22 protein-coding genes and 1 riboswitch are annotated in these 21,481 nt (G+C 46.2%); of the genes, 2 read left to right on the top strand and 20 right to left on the bottom strand.

Annotation, left to right across the window (positions count from 1 at the left end):
- Positions 1-92: 92 nt before the first annotated feature.
- From MKX36_RS00215 to pth, 4 genes are all read right to left on the bottom strand, one after another.
- Positions 93-1,211 carry a peptidylprolyl isomerase gene (locus tag MKX36_RS00215; RefSeq protein ID WP_340864013.1) on the bottom strand — a complete coding sequence of 373 codons (1,119 nt, stop codon included), beginning with the start codon at positions 1,209-1,211 and terminating at the stop codon, positions 93-95.
- Complete coding sequence (mfd, locus tag MKX36_RS00210; RefSeq protein WP_016818917.1) at positions 1,195-4,722, bottom strand: transcription-repair coupling factor; 3,528 nt, start codon at positions 4,720-4,722, stop codon at positions 1,195-1,197. Before mfd ends, MKX36_RS00215 begins: the two co-directional genes overlap by 17 nt.
- 134 nt (positions 4,723-4,856) lie before the next feature.
- The gene (locus MKX36_RS00205; RefSeq protein WP_007428020.1) at positions 4,857-5,087 is read right to left on the bottom strand and encodes an anti-sigma-F factor Fin family protein; all 231 of its coding nucleotides are present in this window, start codon (positions 5,085-5,087) and stop codon (positions 4,857-4,859) included.
- 86 nt (positions 5,088-5,173) lie between these two features.
- Positions 5,174-5,734: an aminoacyl-tRNA hydrolase gene (gene pth, locus MKX36_RS00200; protein WP_340864011.1), complete on the bottom strand. Its 561-nt coding sequence runs from the start codon at positions 5,732-5,734 to the stop codon at positions 5,174-5,176.
- 74 nt (positions 5,735-5,808) lie between these two features.
- Here pth and MKX36_RS00195 point away from each other — a divergent pair, with 74 nt between their 5' ends.
- Positions 5,809-6,009 carry a hypothetical protein gene (locus MKX36_RS00195; RefSeq protein WP_013368676.1) on the top strand — a complete coding sequence of 67 codons (201 nt, stop codon included), beginning with the start codon at positions 5,809-5,811 and terminating at the stop codon, positions 6,007-6,009.
- Positions 6,010-6,077: 68 nt separating this feature from the next.
- Here MKX36_RS00195 and MKX36_RS00190 read toward each other — a convergent pair whose 3' ends face one another.
- The 13 genes from MKX36_RS00190 to MKX36_RS00130 all read right to left on the bottom strand — a co-directional run bounded on the left by MKX36_RS00190 (position 6,078) and on the right by MKX36_RS00130 (position 18,663).
- Positions 6,078-7,031 (bottom strand): ribose-phosphate diphosphokinase, encoded by a 954-nt coding sequence (locus MKX36_RS00190; protein ID WP_013308125.1) that lies wholly within the window; start codon positions 7,029-7,031, stop codon positions 6,078-6,080.
- A gap of 59 nt (positions 7,032-7,090) precedes the next feature.
- On the bottom strand, positions 7,091-8,488 hold the full coding sequence (glmU, locus tag MKX36_RS00185) for a bifunctional UDP-N-acetylglucosamine diphosphorylase/glucosamine-1-phosphate N-acetyltransferase GlmU (RefSeq protein ID WP_340864010.1): 1,398 nt from the start codon (positions 8,486-8,488) through the stop codon (positions 7,091-7,093).
- A 345-nt stretch (positions 8,489-8,833) separates the two neighbouring features.
- On the bottom strand, positions 8,834-9,121 hold the full coding sequence (gene spoVG, locus MKX36_RS00180) for a septation regulator SpoVG (protein ID WP_007428016.1): 288 nt from the start codon (positions 9,119-9,121) through the stop codon (positions 8,834-8,836).
- 163 nt (positions 9,122-9,284) lie between these two features.
- Positions 9,285-10,124 carry a pur operon repressor gene (purR, locus tag MKX36_RS00175; protein ID WP_013368673.1) on the bottom strand — a complete coding sequence of 280 codons (840 nt, stop codon included), beginning with the start codon at positions 10,122-10,124 and terminating at the stop codon, positions 9,285-9,287.
- A 181-nt stretch (positions 10,125-10,305) separates the two neighbouring features.
- Entirely contained in the window at positions 10,306-11,160 is an 855-nt protein-coding gene (ispE, locus tag MKX36_RS00170; protein WP_340864008.1) for a 4-(cytidine 5'-diphospho)-2-C-methyl-D-erythritol kinase, read from the bottom strand.
- A 144-nt stretch (positions 11,161-11,304) separates the two neighbouring features.
- On the bottom strand, positions 11,305-11,484 hold the full coding sequence (locus MKX36_RS00165) for a small, acid-soluble spore protein, alpha/beta type (RefSeq protein WP_007428013.1): 180 nt from the start codon (positions 11,482-11,484) through the stop codon (positions 11,305-11,307).
- Positions 11,485-11,649: 165 nt separating this feature from the next.
- Positions 11,650-11,931: a biofilm formation stimulator Veg gene (gene veg / locus MKX36_RS00160; protein ID WP_013308120.1), complete on the bottom strand. Its 282-nt coding sequence runs from the start codon at positions 11,929-11,931 to the stop codon at positions 11,650-11,652.
- Positions 11,932-12,130: 199 nt separating this feature from the next.
- The gene (yabG, locus tag MKX36_RS00155; RefSeq protein WP_025363644.1) at positions 12,131-13,027 is read right to left on the bottom strand and encodes a sporulation peptidase YabG; all 897 of its coding nucleotides are present in this window, start codon (positions 13,025-13,027) and stop codon (positions 12,131-12,133) included.
- A gap of 55 nt (positions 13,028-13,082) precedes the next feature.
- The gene (rsmA, locus tag MKX36_RS00150; RefSeq protein WP_025363643.1) at positions 13,083-13,967 is read right to left on the bottom strand and encodes a 16S rRNA (adenine(1518)-N(6)/adenine(1519)-N(6))-dimethyltransferase RsmA; all 885 of its coding nucleotides are present in this window, start codon (positions 13,965-13,967) and stop codon (positions 13,083-13,085) included.
- Positions 13,968-13,974: 7 nt separating this feature from the next.
- On the bottom strand, positions 13,975-14,520 hold the full coding sequence (rnmV, locus tag MKX36_RS00145) for a ribonuclease M5 (RefSeq protein ID WP_016818923.1): 546 nt from the start codon (positions 14,518-14,520) through the stop codon (positions 13,975-13,977).
- A 146-nt stretch (positions 14,521-14,666) separates the two neighbouring features.
- Complete coding sequence (locus MKX36_RS00140) at positions 14,667-15,815, bottom strand: 3D domain-containing protein (protein WP_016818924.1); 1,149 nt, start codon at positions 15,813-15,815, stop codon at positions 14,667-14,669.
- Positions 15,816-16,086: 271 nt separating this feature from the next.
- A riboswitch (cyclic di-AMP (ydaO/yuaA leader) is annotated at positions 16,087-16,366 on the bottom strand.
- Positions 16,367-16,566: 200 nt separating this feature from the next.
- Positions 16,567-17,337, bottom strand: a complete 771-nt coding sequence (locus MKX36_RS00135; protein ID WP_340864007.1) for a TatD family hydrolase — start codon at positions 17,335-17,337, stop codon at positions 16,567-16,569.
- A gap of 42 nt (positions 17,338-17,379) precedes the next feature.
- Complete coding sequence (locus MKX36_RS00130) at positions 17,380-18,663, bottom strand: HD domain-containing protein (RefSeq protein ID WP_123796604.1); 1,284 nt, start codon at positions 18,661-18,663, stop codon at positions 17,380-17,382.
- Positions 18,664-18,994: 331 nt separating this feature from the next.
- Here MKX36_RS00130 and MKX36_RS00125 point away from each other — a divergent pair, with 331 nt between their 5' ends.
- Complete coding sequence (locus MKX36_RS00125) at positions 18,995-19,249, top strand: AbrB/MazE/SpoVT family DNA-binding domain-containing protein (protein WP_007428005.1); 255 nt, start codon at positions 18,995-18,997, stop codon at positions 19,247-19,249.
- A 124-nt stretch (positions 19,250-19,373) separates the two neighbouring features.
- Here the strand turns inward: MKX36_RS00125 and rsmI are convergent, their stop codons facing one another.
- The 3 genes from rsmI to yabA all read right to left on the bottom strand — a co-directional run bounded on the left by rsmI (position 19,374) and on the right by yabA (position 21,473).
- Positions 19,374-20,255, bottom strand: coding sequence for a 16S rRNA (cytidine(1402)-2'-O)-methyltransferase (rsmI, locus tag MKX36_RS00120; protein WP_016818927.1), 882 nt, complete (start codon positions 20,253-20,255; stop codon positions 19,374-19,376).
- Positions 20,252-21,010, bottom strand: a complete 759-nt coding sequence (locus MKX36_RS00115; protein WP_016818928.1) for a tRNA1(Val) (adenine(37)-N6)-methyltransferase — start codon at positions 21,008-21,010, stop codon at positions 20,252-20,254. The genes rsmI and MKX36_RS00115 overlap by 4 nt, the downstream gene beginning before the upstream one ends.
- A gap of 88 nt (positions 21,011-21,098) precedes the next feature.
- On the bottom strand, positions 21,099-21,473 hold the full coding sequence (gene yabA / locus MKX36_RS00110; protein WP_016818929.1) for a DNA replication initiation control protein YabA: 375 nt from the start codon (positions 21,471-21,473) through the stop codon (positions 21,099-21,101).
- Positions 21,474-21,481 lie beyond the last annotated feature (8 nt).

The following is a 21,481-nucleotide window of genomic DNA, read 5'->3' as shown; positions in this document are numbered from 1 at the left end:
AGAAGCGGTCACGAAGAACGTCGCGGTCATGGTGTTTATGGTGATATCTGACCATAGTATTCATCTGTTCCCAATTCCTTATGCATGTTCAGTTATTTACCTTCGTTTGCAGCTCCATCTTTGGCTGTTCCAGCTTTACTATCGCCCGTACCGCTTGTTGTTCCGCTCGGTGTAGTTGTGCTGCCCGCACCGGACGTTGCACCACTTTTCTCTTGCGTAGCAGGTGCCTTCGGCAGATTGATTTTCAAATCAAGCTTCGCCAAATCATTTTCGGTAAAGTTTTGGATACTTTCCCCTGCCAATTTATTTTTCAGGGCAGCCTTCTCGTTGTCCTTCAATTTATCAAATGTTGGCTCATTGCGGGACTCCACTTTGATCACATGATATCCGTATTCTGTTTCCACAGGCTCACCAATTTTGTTAATCGGTTGAGTCTCGGCAGCCTCTTTAAAAGCAGGTACCCACTGTGCTACAGATGCATTCTCATACAGCCCCCCATTAGATGCGGAACCTGGGTCTTCCGAATACTTCTTGGCAATCGTCGCAAAATCCGCTCCACCGTCCAGCTTCGTCTTTACTTCTTTGGCGAGCTTGAGAGTAGCCTCTTTTGTACGCTGTTTCTTTGTTTTTGGATCTTCGAAATTAATCAATACATGGCGCACGGTTGCTGTCGTGAATTGATCTTTATTTTTCTCAAATTCCTGTTTCAGCTGATCATCCGTTACTTTATTGGTTTCGCTGTTGATTACCGTCATGACACGCGTGAAGTAATCTTTCACACCTTGTTCGGTCAGCTTCTGATCACTCAGAAATGTCTTAAACTTATCTTCGCCGACCGACTTTTTATACTGCTCCAACTGCTCGTTTCCTTGTTTGGCGCCCTCTTCCTTGGCTTTATCGTCCGCTTTGGCCGCCAAAAGCTTGTACACTACTTCCTGCTTTACAATTTGCTCACGTACCTGATCAGAAGCTAAAGCAGCCTCATACTCTGGGTACAGAAATTTCATCATGCTGATTTCTTGGTTGAACTCATTTTCGGTAATCGTTCCACCCTTATAGGTCACGACAATCTTGCTGTTGTCTTTCGGCTCATCCTTGACCTTATTCTCATCCGCTTGCTTTGTACATGCTGCCAGCACCGATATAGCTAGCAACGCTGCCATGCCCAAGGAGAGCATTCTCCAAGGTTTTCTTTTATTTAGTTGTGGCATTTTGCAGTTCCTCCTTCAATGTGAATGCTTCTTTCAATGCACTCAAAAATTGCTCCAACAGTTCTAGCAACTGTGGATCATTTAGACCTTTGCCCTTTATGCGTGCGCTCATAGAAGTGCCCTGTTCAAATTGTACACGTCTTTCAAAGCGATTGCCAATCTCGGCAAGTTTGGCCGTCTGAACCGCGTGCTGACGACCTTCATGGAATTTCAGCACTATATTGTCATCCCGCTGCACAATGGACTCGATTCCATACATCCGTCCATATACTTTAAGACGAGCCACGGCAAGCAAATGACGAACAGCCTCTGGCAGATCGCCAAATCGGTCGACCAGTTCGTCCTCCAGTTCGGAAGCCTCATCAAAGGTACTGACCGCTGCAACCTTCTTATAAATCTCAATCTTCTGGATGCTGTCATAAATATAATCTCCCGGCAGGTAAGCATCGACACCCAAATCAATCGATGTACTCCAATTCCGGTTGGATTGATCCTCTTCTCCAAGCACACTGACTTTACGTTTGTTGATTTCCTCAGCCAGCATTTGCGAGTAAAGGTCAAAACCAACGGAAGCGATGAATCCGTGCTGCTCGGCGCCAAGTAAGTTACCCGCTCCACGGATGGACAAATCACGCATTGCAATCTTGAACCCAGAACCCAACTCCGTAAATTCTTTGATAGACTGAAGCCGCTTCTCCGCCACCTCTGTAAGCACCTTATCTCGCTGGTACGTGAAATAAGCATAGGCAATCCGGTTGGAACGGCCTACACGCCCACGCAGCTGATAAAGCTGGGAGAGCCCCATTTTATCAGCATCATGCACAATGAGTGTATTCACATTGGGGATATCCACACCGGTTTCGATAATGCTCGTGCTAACCAGTACATCATATTCACCATCTAGGAAATCCAAAATGGTTTTCTCCAGTTCCGTTTCAGACATCTGTCCGTGACCTACGCCCACCTTGGCGTCTGGGACAAGTGCATTGATCTCGGCAGCCATCTCCTGAATCCCCTGTACGCGATTATACAGGTAGTACACCTGTCCTCCACGTGCCATCTCGCGTTCAATGGCCTCGCGAACTAGAGTCTGGCTATGCTCAACTACATAGGTCTGCACTGGAAAACGGTTTTCTGGTGGCGTCTCAATAACTGACAAATCACGTACACCCAGCATGGACATATGCAGCGTACGGGGAATAGGTGTAGCCGTTAGTGTCAACACGTCTACATTCGTTTTCAGTTTTTTCAGCTTTTCTTTGTGCGTTACGCCAAAACGTTGCTCTTCATCGACAATAAGCAGCCCCAGATCCTTGAACACCAGATCCTGGGAAAGTAGACGGTGAGTACCAATGACAATATCCACCGTACCTTGTCGAACTCCCTTGGTCGTCTCATTCTGCTCTTTGCGCGAACGGAAACGGCTCAATACCTGAATATTGAACGGATACCCGGAAAAGCGCTCACGGAAAGTCTCATAGTGCTGTTGTGCCAAAATCGTCGTCGGTACCAACACAGCCACTTGTTTGCCCTCAATAGCAGACTTAAAAGCAGCACGAATAGCCACCTCAGTCTTGCCGTAGCCTACGTCACCGCACAGCAAACGATCCATCGGACGACTCTGCTCCATGTCCTTTTTAATTTCTTCAATAGCCCGAATCTGGTCACGTGTCTCATCATACGGGAACATATCCTCAAATTCCTGCTGTTCTGGTGAATCCTTTTCAAAAGCAAAGCCTGGTGCTGACTGTCTTTCCGCATATAGCTTGATCAAGTCATCTGCGATGTCCTGAACCGAGCTGCGCACCTTACTTTTAACACGTGTCCACTCATTGCCGCCCAGTTTGTAAATCTTGGGTTCCTTGTCCTCGGAGCCCACATACTTCTGAATCAGATCAATTTGTTCAATCGGTACAGACAGCTTATCTCCGCCCGCATAGAGGATATGCATGTAATCCTTATGGATACCGCCAACCTCCAGCGTACCGATTCCCATGTACTTCCCGATTCCGTGATTTTGGTGTACGACATAATCGCCCACCTTCAGCTCGCTATAGCTCTTAATCCGCTCTGCATTGTCTACATGTCGCCCCTGCTTACGTGCTTTCCGCTGCTTCTGGGAGAACATCTCACCCTCGGTAATCACCGCCAGATGAATAGACGGCATCTCAAAACCGCTTTGCAGATTACCAATCGCCATCGTCGGCTCATCAATACCGTAGTCTTGAAGCACTCGCCGCATCCGATCCAGACGTTCATCTCCGCTCGCCAGCATCATAACCTGTGTGCCTGCCTTGCGCCAACGATCCATCTCTGCCTTGAGTACATTCATTTGACCGTGGAAATCCTGCATGCCACGGCAGATGAAATTCAAAATATTTTGCGGCTGTGTATGCGGAACCTGGCGAAGAAAGATCGACAGGAACAGCGTTTGAAATCTCCGATTATACAGCAGATTATCCGAGTTATCCGATAGCTCCAGTTGCGGTAGAGTTTTACCGTTTTGAAGCAAATGCAAATTCCATTCAGACTCATCCCGCTCTAGCTGCCTGGCTGTTTCTAGCATCCGTGCTGGTTCATCAATGATTAGAATCGTATCTTCCGGCATATAATCAGCCAAGGTTTTGCGTTCAGGATACAGCAGGGAGATATATTTATAGATTTCGTCAAAATACACATGCTCCCGCAGCAGCTCAATTTCACGATGAATTTCCTCTTTCAGATGCTGCTTAGCCTGACGATCTGTCATTTTGTCCAGCTGTTCCTCCAACAACAGAGCAGCGGCATCAGCAGCTTGATCCATACGCTGGTGGCTTGCAATAACTTCCTTACATGGCGTTACAGTAACTTCCTGTACCTTTTCCACCGAACGCTGATCTTGCGGATCAAACATACGGATGGAGTCAATTTCATCATCAAACAACTCCACACGATAGCCCCATCGGGTTGTCATTGGATAAAAATCAACAATTCCCCCGCGTACACTCATCTCCCCGCGGGATTCAACACGCTCTACACGCTGGTATCCCATCTCCACCATATGCAGCAAAAATGCTTCCAGCTGAATCGTTTCTCCCTCTTTCAGCTCAACACGAGCCTCACGCCATGTTTCCGGGATTGGTAGTAGACGCCGGACTCCAGAAAACGGCACGACAACAACCCCACGAAAACCCTGGGCACATCGGATCAATACATCAATTCGTTGGGATAACGTCTCTGGACTGGATATGGCTGCTTCAGCAGCTACCAACTCGTTAGCTGGATACAATAAAACCTGATCAGGAGAAAGCGCTTCCTGCAAATCATCTGCTATCTTTTGAGCGGCAAACATATTGTGCGTCATGACCATTAACGGCCGTCCAGTATCTTCAGCAAGTGCGGCCATCAGGACCTGTCTTGAAGAGCCTGACAAGCCTGATATCAGCTGTTCCTTCATGCCTGAGGAAATACCTGCCGCAATGGATGCATAATCAGCATCCTTCGTAAAAGCCTGAATAAGTGCTTGTAACAAAAAAGGCACCCCTTTATGCTTATAAATAGTTACATGTAAACCGAAAAAGAAGCCTCAGCAATGCTGCCAAGGCTCCATAAGCGGAATTGCCGCTTCACCTCTCAAGCTGGTACATAAGACCAGTTGAATACCTGTTATTGGAGCGGGTTTACGAGCAGACTCAGCTCCGGATTATTCTCCAGTGCCTGACTGCAATGCTCGCAAATGACCTTAACGGTCACCTCACCACCCGAATTATACGCTATTATATCTCTACGTTCAGCAGGGGTCAAGGAATGGAAGCCCAACCTTTCTTCGGTTATTGCAGCGGAGTCAATTCGCCCTAAGAAAGTTCGACAATGTCTGCATACATAATTAACAACCATGTAATGTATATGCCTCCTGAAAGTTTTCTATACCTTTCAGTATGTCCAACAATCTTCCATTTAAGCCCGTCTATCTACGTCAGAACTTACTTGTTGAATTCAGCCATCGTCCGCTCAAACGGATGATTCAGACTGTATTCTAAAGCGTTGCACGTATCTTCTATCATTCCGGTCAATAGTTCCTTTTCCTTCTTTGGAAAGGTGCCCAAAACATAATCGACAATAGCATGTCCAGGCTCTGGGCGGGAAATGCCCATGCGAATCCGGTTGAAGGATTGCGTCCCTGTATGCTGAATGATCGATTTAATGCCATTATGCCCGCCTGCGCTACCTTGATAACGCAGTCTTATTTTACCGACCTCTGTATCCAGATCATCGTAAACGACAATCAGATCTTCCATATCGGCCTTATAGTAGTCCATGTATGCACGTAGAGACTCGCCTGAGAGATTCATATATGTCATAGGCTTAATCAATACCGTTTTCACGCCACCAATGTGCCCCTCACCAATCAATGCCTTACATTTGCTTTGGGTAATCTGGATATTATGGCGTGAGGCAAGTGCATCTAAGGCCATAAATCCGACATTATGTCTCGTTTTCTCGTATTGGGGACCGGGGTTGCCCAATCCTACAATCCACCTCATTAGCCTTGACACCTCTTTCGAAGTCTTGATTTTTTGGTAAAATAGTTTTAGTGAACAGGAAGGTGCGTGCCGATATGCTCAATCAAGGTGATATCCTCTTATATGACAGCCATTTTCTATATCATTTAAAACATTCCGTTCCTGTCCAAATTTATGACGGGAATGTACATGTTCAAATTGGCATCGTTGCGCGTTTTAATGAGCATTTCGTCGAAATCGAGGACACACTATACAATCGTCAACGCTTCACATTCATATCTCGGCCAGGCTTTTAGCCTGACATGCTGATAGGGGTTACCTTTTCCATATGGAAAAAGCAACCCCTTTTTTAATGAGCCAGCGCTTATTCGATTTCAAACAGTTTGCTGATCGACAATTCTTCATGCACACGGATGATGGCTTCTCCCATTAATGGAGCCACAGACAGTACCTTCAGCTTGCTTGTCGGATTTGGGTGAACGATCGGGATCGTATCCGTCACAACCACCTCTTTTAATGGCGAATTCTCCAGTCTTTCCATCGCAGGACCGGACAGCACGGCATGTGTACAACATGCATACACATCTTTTACGCCGCCTTCCTTAAGCGCATTTGCACCCAATACAATCGTTCCGGCTGTATCAATGATATCATCAATTAAAATAGCCGTCTTACCCTCAATGTTCCCGATGATATTCATCACTTCACTGACATTTGGCTCTGGACGACGCTTATCAATAATAGCGAGCGGCGCACTCAGGAAGTCCGCCAGCTTGCGCGCACGAACAACCCCACCATGATCGGGTGAAACGACAATCGGGTTCTCAATTTGCTTGGAACGGAAATATTGGGCCAGAATTGGCGCTCCCAGCATATGATCAACTGGAATATCAAAGAATCCCTGAATCTGCATCGCATGCAAATCCATACTGATTACGCGGTGAGCCCCCGCCTTTTCAATCAAGTTAGCGACAAGTTTCGCCGTGATTGGATCACGCGAACGAGCCTTACGATCCTGACGAGCATAACCGTAATATGGCATAACAACATTGATACTTTTGGCAGAAGCGCGTTTAAGTGCATCAATCATAACCAATAACTCCATCAAGTTGTCGTTAACTGGCAGACAAGTGGACTGTACAATATACACATGGCAGCCGCGAACACTTTCCGACAGCTTAACCTGAATTTCACCGTCACTAAACGATGTGGTATGGGATTCCCCCATTGGGATTCCGATGTAGTCCGCAATCTGGTGGGCTAACTTCGGATTGGAGTTACAAGTAAATATTTTGAGTTTGGAATCGCAATAAGTCATTAATAGAAACCCTCCGTGCTGGTTCATTCATTACAGATTCAACAGCTTGCTGATTAAGGTCATTCCGATCTTTTTTTCTTTGCTTTGGCACGCGCGCGGATTTTGTCCGCATATCCGGCTTTGTTCTCTTGACGTGGTCTGGCAATGGCCAGGTCGTTATCAGGGACAGCATGTGTTACAGTGGAGCCTGCGACAACATAAGCACCTTTTCCAATCTTAATCGGGGCGATCAGATTCACATTGCTGCCAATAAAGGCATCGTCTTCAATTTCTGTAATGGATTTATTATATCCATCATAATTAACCGTTATTGCCCCACAGCCAATATTTACGTTTGTACCCACCTTGGCATCACCGACATAGCTCAAATGAGACACCTTGGAATGATCTCCAATGGTCGCATTTTTCACCTCTACAAAATCACCAATCTTCACATGTTCGCCAAGCTTCGCGCCTGGACGCAGATAAGCAAACGGACCTACAGATGTACTGCTTCCCACTTCCGCTTCGTTCAACACCGAATGTTTCACTGTTGCTCCTGAGTGGATAATCGTATTCTGGATCTCTGCCTGCGGACCAATCACACAATCTTCTCCGATTTGTGTTTGACCATGCAGCCATGTATTTGGGTACAATACTGTATCGGAACCAATGACAACATCGCTTCCGATGTAGGTAGAAGACGGATCAATGACGGTGACACCATTCAGCATATGTTTGCGAACGATACGCTCGCGCATATAGCCTTCAGCAACCGACAAAGCAACTCTGTCGTTTACACCGATAGATTCCGACACGTCATCTGTCAAATACGCCTCAACCTTCTCACCTTCGCCATGCAAAATACCAATGACATCGGTCAGGTAGTATTCCTGCTGTGCATTGGCGTTCGTTACCTTGTCCAGCGCTGCAAATAACTTGGCATTGTCAAAACAATACGTTCCTGTGTTAATCTCACGGACAGCATCTTCCTCAGGTGAACAATCCTTCTGTTCCACGATCTTAAACACGGCCCCGGAAGTATCACGAATAACTCGTCCATATCCTTTCGGGTCGTCCAACTCGGCGGTCAGAATCGTTGCAGCCGCTCCGCGGCTTTCGTGCAGTTTCACCAAACCTTCCAGCGTTTCAGCTGTGATCAAAGGAGTATCTCCACAAATGACAATTGTGGTGCCCTGCTCCTGACCAAGCAGGTCCTTGGCTTGCTTGACAGCATGGCCCGTTCCCAGTTGCTCTGCCTGAAGCGCATATTCTGCCGACGGTCCCAAATAAGACTGTACCGCCTCTGCTCCGTGACCCACGACGACTACACTGCGGGACACACCGATTGCACGAACCGTGTCGAGCACATGTCCGACCATCGGTTTTCCGCACACCGGATGCAGAACTTTATATAATTTGGATTTCATACGTTTTCCCTGCCCTGCGGCAAGAATGACTGCCAACCTTTCCAACAAGTCCAACCTCCTATCCTGAAAATAACAGTTACCCCTCGGCTAAAACGTTAATTCCCAGATCAGATTTTGCTTAACTTTTCACAATCCTCCTGAAAAATAACGGCGAACCTTTGGTTAATGGCTATTTTTTCAGGCCAGCTTGTGCTGGACGTTCATCCCCAGGACGCATCGCTGCCTAGTCCCTGTCTTATGAAAAAGCCGCTTCGGCAGCCCGGATGGCTCCAAGTTGCCTTAAAACTGACTGTTAACTCACTAAAGAATATATCTCATTCCAGACAAAAAGAAAAGAGAGCCACAGTTAGTGGCTCTCTTTTTCTTTTGTACCCCAATCCTGCTTTAGGCGAATTAAGCGCCTTCTTCAATAGCAACTTCTTCATCAACAGCTGCACGTTCGTACTCAGTCAATACAGCAGCTTGAATCTTTTCACGAGTTCCTGAAGATATCGGGTGAGCGATATCGCGAAACTCTCCGTCAGGGGTTCGTTTGCTTGGCATAGCTACGAACATCCCGTTGTTACCGTCGATAACTCGGATGTCATGAACAACAAACTCGTTATCAATTGTAATGGATGCAATCGCCTTCATTCTTCCTTCTGAGTTCACTCGGCGGAGTCTAACATCCGTAATCTGCATGTGTGTTTCACCACCTTTTTCCAAATAGGACTTGGTGTATACATTCCACACAGCATTTCGAATTCCTTCTTTTTTTGGACAATTCGTATCCTAAATTCAGGTAATTTTTTTGAAAAGATTTCTTTTCGACATATTTAGGTATTTTATGATGAATTGTGACAATTTACTGCCCTGTTAACTCATCAAAATAATTACCCAGCTTGACTGTAATTTGCTTGCTTCGAGAATCGACTGCGGTCAGATTTGCCAGTGAAATATAATCGTGCAACAGGCGCTCTTCGTTCTCCACCTCGCCCGACTCTACCAGAACACCGACACCAGCTACCTCAGCATCAAACTCTGCTAACAAGTCGACCATTCCTTGTATCGTGCCGCCAGCCTTCATAAAATCATCTACGATGAGCACACGCGATTTCTCACGCATTGCACGTCTGGATAAAGACATCGTATGCAGGCTCTTTTGTGATCCAGAAACATAATTAATACTTACAGCTGAGCCTTCTGTCACCTGATGGTCACGTCGTACAAGCACGACTGGCAAATTAAGCTGTGCTCCGGTTGCATATGCGAGCGGAATGCCCTTTGTCTCTACAGTCATAACCACATCAATCTGACGATCGGCAAAAGCGGTCGCAAATATTTTACCTGCTTCGTTCATCATCGCTGGTTGGCCCAGCAAATCGGATAAATATAGGTACCCTCCCGGTAATATACGATCAGGCTGCTCCAGTTGCGCGCACAAGTCGTTCGCAAACGCAAGCGCATGCTGCTTGGAGAGCCGTGGGATCAACTTGACGCCCCCTGCAGCTCCCGCCAGTGTCAGAAGCTCGCCAGTACCCTCATCCTCAAATACTTCTTTGATAATAGCTAGATCCTCGCTTATCGACGACTTAGCTGCCCCGTATCGATCTGCAAAATGAGTAAGAGGCACCAATGTATGCGGCCGTGACAACAAAAATTGTGTCATTTCCACCAATCGTGAGCTTCTTTTAAGTTTTTTCACAACAATTCCTCGCGATCTATTCTCCTGCCGCCCGCTTCGTACAATAAAGCACCGGCGGACTGGCCGGTTGCTGGCGGAATGTAAGTGATATAGTAAAATCCGAATATTTAATAGTAAATATATCATCTTCGTACGTATTTGTACAACAATTACCACTATAATATGAAGAAAATATCTAAAATCAGGTCAAAAGTCGTACTGCGTATACATCTTTACAAAAGCCTCTTAGTCCGTTATAGATCCGTGGCACTTTGGCTTCCTTAGATACCAACCCGAACACTGTAGGTCCACTGCCTGACATCAGCACGCCATCTGCTCCTAAACGGATCATGGAGTTTTTAAGATGCTCCACTTCTGGATACAGCTTTAATGTCACATCCTCCAGTACATTACCCAGGGCGTTGCATACATCGGTAAAAGAAGCGTTACGAATCGCCTGTTCCATCTGCTGGGCAGACGGGTGCTGCGTAATCTGATCCGCTTTGACACGACCATACACTTCAGCCGTCGAAACATTAATCGGCGGCTTGGCGAGAATCACCCAGCATTGTGGCGGATTCGGCAGTGGCTTGAGCAGTTCTCCGCGCCCGCTCGCTAAAGCTGTGCCCCCTGTAATGCAGAAAGGTACGTCTGAACCCAATTCAGCACCCAGTACCCTTAATTCCGCATCCGAGATACCGAGTTTCCACAGCTTGTTCAGTCCACGCAATGCTGCAGCAGCATCGCTGCTTCCTCCTGCTAATCCTGCAGCCACCGGGATATGCTTATCCAGATGGATATGGACGCCTGTAGACACGTTATAACGTTCTTTGATTAGACGCGCAGCCTGAAAAGCCAAGTTCTTTTCATCCAATGGTATGTACCCGGCTTGACTAGAAATGATAATGGTATCACGCGGTAACTCGGACATCGTCAATCGGTCGGATAGATCAACCATAGTCATGATCATTTCGACCTCGTGATAACCATCATCCCGCTTACGTAGAACATCAAGCATTAAATTAATTTTCGCCGGTGCTTTTTCATATATTTTCAAGGCGTTCACCCACCTTCAACTTTTCCCTCAAGACAGCTTAACATATTATATCAGACTCAGCCTGTCAAGTCATGAGGTTCAAAAAAGCGGAGATGCCCCGGTATGACCCCGGATATCCCCGCTTTTTATCAGCACCACCGAGAGCTACGATTTGCGAGAAGCCGCCTGCTCCGCAAGCTGAATGGCCCGCTTGACCATATTGCCCGCATCCTTGGCTTTAATGCCTCCCCAGCCTTCTTCCTTGACCGTGTCGTAAAACCCCAGATCTTTGGCTAGTTCGTACTTTAGCTCTTCCGACATAACACTCCGTCTTCTTCGGCTCATGCATACGCCTCCTTCGGCAATGGAATAAGGAAGATCATTCCCGCCTTAGTATGTGCAGAGATATCATGCTTCATCCTGCTCTGCAAATACAAAACGACCCCGCCATTAAAAATGACGAGGTCGCCGTTAAACCTGCAAAGCTGGTATAAATCACGTAAAAAAGAATTAAGGTGTTTCGAAATATTCGACTACACTTGTGTGAGAGTCGGGATCATATACACTGACCTCCACCGACTCGGTAAGAATGTCAGCATAGCTGTAGGAGACACGTTTAAACGTCTGTTGCTCCTGATCCAGCTTGACGATAAAAACAGAAGGGTACGTTTCTTCCAAGACACCAGTTCGTTCGACGGTCTTACGGCGTCCGCCGTTAGCCCGCAGCAAAATCTTTTGCCCTACATGTGCGTCGAGACTGCGTTTGATTTCCAACAGCGTATTTTTAGCCATTGCCTAACGACCACCTCTTTCCTTGTCCATTATAACGAATTTTAGAGGGATTGTCAAATCAAGCTAAATATTATAACAACACGAAAAATAAGTTGTCAATTTAATTTTTTGCGAACAGGAATAATATACATAAAAAATGACAAAAAGCCTCTAAAAAGAGGCTTTTGTTCAGATAAATCCTATTAGGCACATTTGAATCTCAGATCGCTGAAGGCGTTACTTTAAGCGTTGACAAATTTTCAAGCTTCGGCAAACCGATGCGGTAGCTTCCTCTTGTTTCAATTCCACCCACTCCGCGGCTGCCACTGATGGTCTGGTGAAACAAGTCTCCCATATTGACCGTATCACGGATTGAAGTAAATGCGGCCTTGGCAGCCACGTAAACGGGGTCCAGAGCGTGAATCAAGATACGCCCTGGGGAACTGGCAAAGTTGGCTCCCGCACGCAGCAGCGCCTCAAAATGGGACTGGCACGCACCCGCTACAATTGTCAGTGAATCCAGATGACGCTCATATTGTCTCGCTACCTGAATCGCTGCCACAAAATTTTGCGAATTCTTGTAGCTTTTCAAGCTGTACAAATCATAAGGCTGCGGTTGCTTTAGCACACCATCATGTCCAGTGATGACTACAATATCAGGACGAATGCGGGGAAGCAGTCGGTATAACGTATCCGCCATTGCCGATTCGTGAACGTGATGTCCCTCTGCGGGAACACGGAGCTGTTCATATAGACTGAGGCATTTCCTTAAATAGCCAGGGTCTCCATCCAGATGAAGAACCTTTCCTGGCATTTCAAAATACGTTGACTCCACCGGATCACTCCACTCTCCAATCAGAGCAGCCTGGCTACGGGCAGCTTGCTGCTGGCGTGCCCGTTGCAAAAGATTAAGAGACTCCCCGGCCTTAATGTGGGCCTGTTGAGTCTTACCGCTAACCTGGTCTGCCGGCACTCTGACCAAATCGTTCACCGGGGAATCAGCCAGTAGCCGAAATTCCGTCCCCTTAATGATCGCTTTATCCCGCTGGATGTCCTCAACGCGAAACGTGACATCACCGCCGTACGATTTCCGAACGACCAAGTCTCCTAAACTCATCACACTGTATCACCCCTCCTATATCGTATGGGTGAATGCACAGTTTGGTTCCAATTTAGGATATTCCAGCCTCTAACAGCACGGCGCTGAGACGCGCAAATTCCTCGATACTCAGCGTTTCCCCTCGACGGGAAGGCTCAATACCAGCTTGTTGCAACAGCGGCTCCAGCGTGTCCCTGTTCTCTTTAGTGAAGAAGCGGCTTTTTAGGTTATTTGAAATGGTTTTACGACGTTGGGCAAAGGCGGCATGAACCACTTCAAAGAAATGCTTCTCGTCCACCACTTCCACCGGAGGAACTTCTCGTACACGCAGCCGAATAACTGCCGAATCAACATTCGGCTGAGGAATAAATACTGTATTCGGCACCGTACAGACCAACTCAGGCTCGCTGTAATATTGCACGGCTATGCTTAAGCTGCCGTAATCCTTCGTACCAGGAGACGCAGCCATGCGCTCAGCCACCTCCTTTTGAATCATAACGACGATATTCTCCAAAGGAAGCTTGTCCTCCAGTAGACGCATCAGAATCGGTGTAGTGACGTAATACGGCAGATTAGCGACGACACTCACTTTGCTCACGTCTGCAAAATCGACTGCGAACACCTCACGCAAATCCAGCTTCAATACGTCTCCATGACGAACCTTTACGTGATCGTAAGGGGCCAGCACTTCTTCAAGAATGGGCAGCAGCCGCTGATCAATCTCGACAGCGGTAACTGCCTTAGCCGATTGCGCCAATTTTTCAGTCAAAGCTCCAATCCCCGGACCGATCTCAAGCGCACCCTTTGTATCATCCAAACCGGCAGCATTTACGATCTTGCTCAGAATATTTTGATCAATCAAAAAGTTTTGTCCCAAGCTCTTTTTGAACGAAAAACCGTGCTTTTGAATAATTTCCTTCGTACGCCGCGGTGTTGCTATATCTTGAATCCCTGTCATACGGATATCACAATCCTTCACTTTCGATTTGTGCCAGCGCACTGGCAAATTCCTCACGGCTGATCTGAAATACAGAGAGCCGCTTATGTAGCTGCTTTCCGTTACAATAGCCAATACCCAGTACATTCCCCAAGGCCATACGGCGTGCAGCAGCATTGGGATGGGTAATAAGTCCAGCGTCAATCAGGTCCGCCCATTCAATCAGCGGTTCGGCACCTTCCACTGTCGTATGTACCCGCGCGAGAGCGTGTCTGATGGCTTCCGGGGAGGCATTCTCTACGCCAATATCCCCTTTGCGCGTCGCCTCTGCCTCAGGTATAAAAGCCTGCTTGCAGCCTGGTACCTTGGAGGCGATGATTTTACGGATACGCTCCCCTGCATGATCGGGATCAGTTAAAATAATGACCCCCCGCCGTTCCTGCGCCAATGCAATTTTCCGCAGCGTCATTTTATTAATGGCTGAACCGCCAGTTTCTATCGTATCTGCTTCGACAGCACGGCGAATGGCTACCGTATCATCCCGGCCTTCCACCACGATCACTTCCTTGATCATCTTCGTTTCCCTCCACTGCTACACAGCAACATATATTTATCTTTCCCTGCTTTTGAAAACAAAATAAGAAGAGGGTATCCTCTTCTTAGCATGGCATAACTATGTTGTTAATACTATCGCATTGTCCTCAACATACACAACCTGTTTTAGTTGATTTCCGGCTTTACAGGTCCGATAACATATACGGTTTTACCGTGCTTACGACCAAATTGGTTGGCCCGGCTCAAACTCTCATAATACACATCGATTTTGTGGCCTTTAATCGCGCCACCGGTATCCTCCGCACGGCGGAAGCCCACCCCTTCAATATACACCCACCACCCGATTGGGATTACACTCGGATCGACAGCGATGGTGCGTCCTTCCGTGACACGCGTGCCGGAGGCGGTACGTGTACCGATACCTGGCTCCTGTGCGGAATACGCCGTCATGGAGACATTTTGTAAAACTTTTCTATAATTAAAATTAATACCTGCTTTACGGACAGCACTGCCCGAACTAACCTTTGTAGCCTTAACCGCATCTTTAGGGCCGATGGAAGCAGCTAGAACGACCGGTTTCTTCTTCGTTCCTACCGCAATTACCTTATCCACACGATTCTGTGCGACTTCCTTGTTGACCAGCTGTTTGGATACCAACTTTCCATCATGGTATACTTTTTGAACATGCTGGACTACCACACCCGATTTGCCACTTTGAATGACTCGATTATCGCCTTTATAGAGACTTGGATCTGCCGTTTTGATGACCTGATAAGGCACTTGTTTTTTCTGTTCGACCTGCTGTTTCTTCACACGGACGATTTTTATGTCCATGTTAGCTGAAACAGAGGCATCCAACGCAGGGTAAACTTTATCCGTTGATGATAATTTATAGCCCGAAGTGCGAATGGCACCCTCTACTGTATTTTCTGTTGTGTACAGCTTTTTCGTCTTATTGCCTGAGGATACTTTAACCTGATTGGCACGTTTAATGACTACGCGATCCCCATCCTGTACTGCCCCATTTAGCGGCATGGAAATTGTATCATGCGGCTGAAGTGAAATAGAATGCTCATTGAGCAAATCTTGGAGCTTGGATTCCCGGGTTTCTACCGCAGATGCCTTACCATCGATGACAAAAAAGACTTGTTTTTTAGATTGCGTGTACATCAGAATTGAAATCATAATCGTTAGTGCGATTAGAAAAATAGCAACCAAAGCAGCCTGGCGCACATTCTCTTGCTTCCAACGTAATACGTAAGACATGCTGGATGAGCGTGACTCATGGGTCTCCTCTTTTCGGAAAATGCCCATTTCCTCCGTCCTCCTTACATAGCCCGCCGTCTGGAGTAAGACATAGTTGATCGTTGACGTGACTATAACAGATTTTCTACAAGACAAGCCCGTACTGCGACTGTCCTGCACCATGTACCCGTCTTCGCGGCATGCTGTCCTCCCCTGTTTAACCACAGTATGATGACAGATTTTCTTTTATTCACAACAAAAAAAGCCAAAGAAAGAGACTAGAGAGCTCTTTCGTGGCTTCCGACATGTGTGAATATGCGGGAAAACTCATGCACGAGATGGCTTCTCTCTTGTTACGCTTACGGGGTTAGCTGTCGGGTTCGGACGTAGAGAGTCGCCCTAGCTTAGGTCAACCGCTCATGGCGGTCGCCTTCACATTCACCCCGAAGACCCAGAAAGAAATCGAAATACGGCTTCTCTACCTGTTCATCCCATTCGGGAAATGAATTTCGGTTGAGCCGGCTGCTGAAGAGACATTCTCTCTTGCACATACGCCGGACGTACTGTAAGCCATATCGGTTCCCCCGTTCCCTGCAAAAGGGACTCAGCGAGACTGGTTCATGAAATGATTTGTTGATGTTTACACTCAACAACAATTCACTGAAAAGATGATATCCTGTTTACATGCATGTTGTAAAGCAGGTTTCAAGTACATTTTTTAAAATATTCGGTTAAAAAATTGTAATATTCTTGAGTTTCCTGCAACAAAATCATAATTAGCTCCGTCTATCTCTTTATTTTGATTGATTTCTTCGCTTTTTCACTGAATGTCAAATCGTTCCAAAGCATTTTGGGTCGTAATGGATACCAATTCCTCCACTCTAATTCCCTTAATTTGGGCAGCTGCCTCTGCCACCAATCTCACATGGGCCGACTCATTTCGCTTCCCGCGAAACGGATGAGGCGTCAAGTATGGCGCGTCCGTTTCAATCAGCAGACGATCCAGCGGAACCTGGGCCAGTACCTCTTTTGGCTGCTTGGCATTTTTGAACGTTATGGGCCCGCCAAAGGAAAGGTGAAAGCCCATATCCAGCACCATTTTAGCGGTCTCCCAGCTCCCAGAAAAGGAGTGCATAACTCCGCCAATCTCGCTCGCCTTTTCCTCACGTAAAATTCTCACAATATCTTCATGCGCATCCCGGTTATGGATAACAATTGGCATGTTGAGCTCACGTGCCAGACCAATTTGGTTTCGAAGCACCCGCTGCTGTACATCCTTTGGTGATGTATCCCAATAGTAATCCAGACCGATCTCTCCGATCGCTACAACCTTTTTATGACTGCATAACGATGCAATCCATTCTAAATCCCCCTCCTGCATTGTAATGGCATCCTGCGGATGCCATCCAACGGCCGCATAAATAAAATCATACGTCTCAGCCAGCTTCATGGTGGATGGAATGGTCTCACGATTAAATCCGATATTGATCATCCGTGTTACTCCTGATTCGACAGCACGTGCTATAACTTCTTCACGGTCTTCGTCAAATTGTGGGGCATCCAGGTGAGTATGAGTGTCGAATAAATCCAAGGTTTTCATCTCCTTTTTTTACTTACATTTCTATATATTTGTCTATTGTTTGACAAAATAATTCCTTATTTCGGCAGGAAGCCTGTCTTTTACCCCATTCAATTTATTTTGGGGAAAATACATGTGATATTTTCCTCGGTGAATGCCACTTATTGAGCGCACAATTTCCGAAACTTCGGATATTTCCCGCACCTCGCCCTGACGTCCAAGCAGTAAAATCTGGTTGTCCGTTGAGCCGCCCTGCCGAAACACATCATAAGGAAGATCTGTTGGAAAATCAATTTCAAGATCATATTCAGGATGCAATCCAGCCTCTTTCAAAGCCTCTCGAATATGGTCAACGGTATCTGTATCCATATTTTCAATCTCTACATATTTATACAATCTACGATCCATAAAACGGCTACTCAAATCACTTAAAATTTCATCCTTTTCTCGTTTCCATTGGCCAAATACCGTCTGAATCAAAGACTCATCCAGCATCAAATACTGCTCCACTGTTAGTTCTCCTTTTAACAGATCGGGCAGCGGATCAAGCAGAAAACCAAACTCATATCCGTTTTTGAACAATTCCTTTGCTCTCTTAAAAATTTTACGTAACAGGATTTCCGAGCTGCGTGTTACAGGATGGAAATAAATTTGCCAGTACATCTGATAGCGTGACATTAGATAATCCTCTACAGCATGCATACCCGACTCTTTTACGACAATTCTCCCATTATGAGGACGCAACAAACGTAAAATACGATCCAAATCAATCGTTCCGTAGTTAACACCTGTCGAATGAGCATCCCGCAACAAATAATCCATACGGTCAGCATCGAGCGGACTTGTTACCAGGTTGACAACAATCGGCTTATCATACGTTTTGGCTATAACCGCCGCGACTTTGTGGGGCAGCATCTCATCCACTTGCCGTAGCACAGCGTTAATCTTCGTGTCGCCCAGTACAATGCGGCATGTCCAATCCTCATGGTTCATATGAAAGGCTTCTTCAATGGAATGAGAAAATGGACCGTGCCCCACATCGTGCAACAAAGCAGCACACAGAGCAACCAGTCTTTCTTCCTTTGGCCAGTCGGGAAAGTCTCCACGTTCAAATTGGGAAATGATGCGTCTCGTAATCTCGTATACGCCCAGTGAATGTGAAAACCGGCTATGCTCCGCTCCATGAAACGTAAGATAAGATGTGCCTAACTGCCGAATGCGTCGTAAACGTTGGAACTCCGGCGTATTGATCAATCGCCATATCGCAGTATCCTGAACATGGATGTAATTATGTACCGGGTCCTTAAAAACTTTTTCTTCACTGAGTGGCTGGTGCAAGATATCAGCTCCTTTAATATTCGGAATAATGGATTAAAATACAATAAAATCCTAAACGTCCTCCCTTATTCGACATTGTTTGTCGTAATATGTCGAATTATCACTTTTCGACATTTCCAAATCGACACACAAGACAAATCATCCGTAAAATAAGGTAATTCACATGAATAAAGCTCTTTGTTCTAAATACTTTTGCATAATTAGGCTGTTACTACTTTTTTAAGGTTGACTGTTTTGGGAATCGTTGGTATAGTAAATATCAGAAAAGAGAAAATTTTGTCGAATGATGACACTTATATTATTTTAAACGGCGAGAGGAGCCTGATTTATTATGATGAAATCCACTGGTATTGTAAGAAAAGTTGACGAGCTCGGACGTGTTGTTATTCCAATCGAATTGCGCCGTACCCTGGGAATCGGAGAGAAAGACGCTTTGGAAATTTACGTTGATGGTGAGCGCATCATGCTTAAAAAATACGAGCCTGCTTGTATCTTCTGCGGCAATGCTGAGAACGTAATTTACTTCAAAGGGAAAATTGTTTGCCAAGATTGTATTTCCGAAATCCCAACACCTGTGACAAACTGAGAATTTTAGTATATAATAGACTTATCAGAGATTGTTAATTCTAACCTTTTTCATATATACTCCTTGTTGCCTTCCACGGTTTGAACCCAACCGTTGGAAGGCCCTTTTTTGTTTACACACGTACTCATAAGAGTGCGTTGTATACATCCCTCTTGGAAATTGAACGGTCTGTAGCTGTACGCTTCATAGCATCCTTGCGCGTAAGCCCCTCTGACTCGTAATGCGCGACGTGAGACTCCAAAGATAAGTCCTGCCACCATGCCTGACGCTCCTGTTCCTCTTCCTCTTCGTTTTTCCCCTCAACGACCAGACAATATTCACCAATCGGTGGATTCTCCTCTAGTTTTGCAAGACATTGCTCCACCGTTCCACGCACCCATTCCTCATGCAGCTTGGTCAGTTCACGGGCAAGTACTACGTTGCGTGATCCTAATGTTTCCTTTATTACTGTCAATGTCTTTACAATACGGTGGGGCGACTCATAAAAAAGAATCGTGCCATGGGATACCTGAAATGATTGTAACAACTTCTCTAGGTCCTTTTTCTCCCTTGGTGGAAATCCAGCGAAGGTAAACCTCTCTGTATCCAGTCCTGAGGCAATTAAAGCGGATAGTGCAGCATTTGCCCCTGGGATAGGAATAACACTGATTTCTGCTTCAAGTGCCAGCTTGACTAGATCCGAACCAGGATCAGAAATGGCCGGTAGACCTGCATCGCTAACCAGTGCCAAATTTTTTCCTTCTATTATATAACGTATCAGCTCAGGCCCGCTGGCAGCTTTATTATGTTCATGATAACTGAAGAGCATTTCCGGCGTGATGTCGAAATGTGTGAGCAATTTGCGTGTCTGTCGCGTATCCTCAGCAGCGATAATATTGCATGACTTTAGGGTGTTAATTGCCCTAAAGGTCATATCGTCCAGATTGCCAATCGGGGTAGCAACGAGATATAACTTTCCCCGTTCCTCTTCACGGTTACTAAAGCTTTTTTGTACAGCTGCTGTCACACTGAATCCCCCTTGCTTACTTCTCCATAGATTTCCCTTATTTCCTGAGTATAGTTCCCATCTTCCTGATATACAATGAGTGGGGGTAATAGACGAACTTCCGGTTTGCCGTCACGCATTGCTTCAACAAGTACCATATTTGCTTCCATATGAATCCGTGGGTGAACAAAACGTATCCGCTTGGGTTCCAGGCTATAACTGCGCATCAAGGATATAATCTCACCCAGGCGCTGTGGGCGATGAACCATCGATACTTTCCCCCCATTTCGGACAAGCCGAGAACATGCCTGGATGACTTCTTCCAGTGTACAGTTCACTTCATGACGAGCAATGGCCTGGTGAGGATTCAGCTTGATATCGCTACCATTTAGCGGCATATAGGGAGGATTCACGGTAATCGCATCATACACGCCATGTCCCGTGATTTGAACCAGCTCACGCAAGTCTCCTTCCCGAATCTCAATTGCAGATTCTAATCCATTCAAACTGACAGACCGTCTAGCCATATCTGCCAGGCGTGGTTGAATCTCAATTCCTTCAATAGATGCTTTGGTGCGTGTCGTCAACAGTATGGGAACAACCCCATTGCCCGTACACAAATCGAGAATCTTACCACGCTGAAGCGGAATACCAGCAAACCGTGCCAGCAAGACCGCATCCATCGAAAAGCTGAACACTTCATCACTCTGAATAATACGCAGATTATGTGAAAGCAGATCATCAATTCGTTCAGACTTCTTTTCATTTTCGTACATAATGCTCTCCTATCCTATAACCTAAATCGCTTTTTACTCATACTTCCTTACAAAAAAGCCGTAGGCATCTTGCTCCTACGGCTTGTTTTTATTTATTCAAAAATGACAGACAGAAGAGGCAATCGCCTTCTGTTCGCAAATGTCCGTAATACACGTTGCATATATGAAATCCTTCATGATACAGCCTTGCCAGATTGTCGTAGCCTTCGCCCACGACCTCACCCGTCTCCTCTTCATTCTTAACGACGATCGGAGGAGGAAGCTTCGGCTTGCTTGCCGTCTTTTCTTCTCCAGAGGTTTCACGTTTGAGCATCTTGCGCACCTGTTCGTTTTCAATCGTTAGTCGTTGATTTTCCTCCAGCAGCTCTTTTACTGCCAGTTTCAATTCACCCAGATCGCTATGCAACTGTCCCATTTGGGTTTCCATTTCGTGAATACGCGCAAAAACATTTAATTTATCCAAGTTTCCAC

Source organism: Paenibacillus sp. FSL W8-0439, assembly GCF_038008995.1.
GTDB lineage: Bacteria > Bacillota > Bacilli > Paenibacillales > Paenibacillaceae > Paenibacillus > Paenibacillus polymyxa.
Note: the sequence above shows the minus strand (reverse complement) of the source record. Positions and strands in the feature narration are given on the sequence as shown.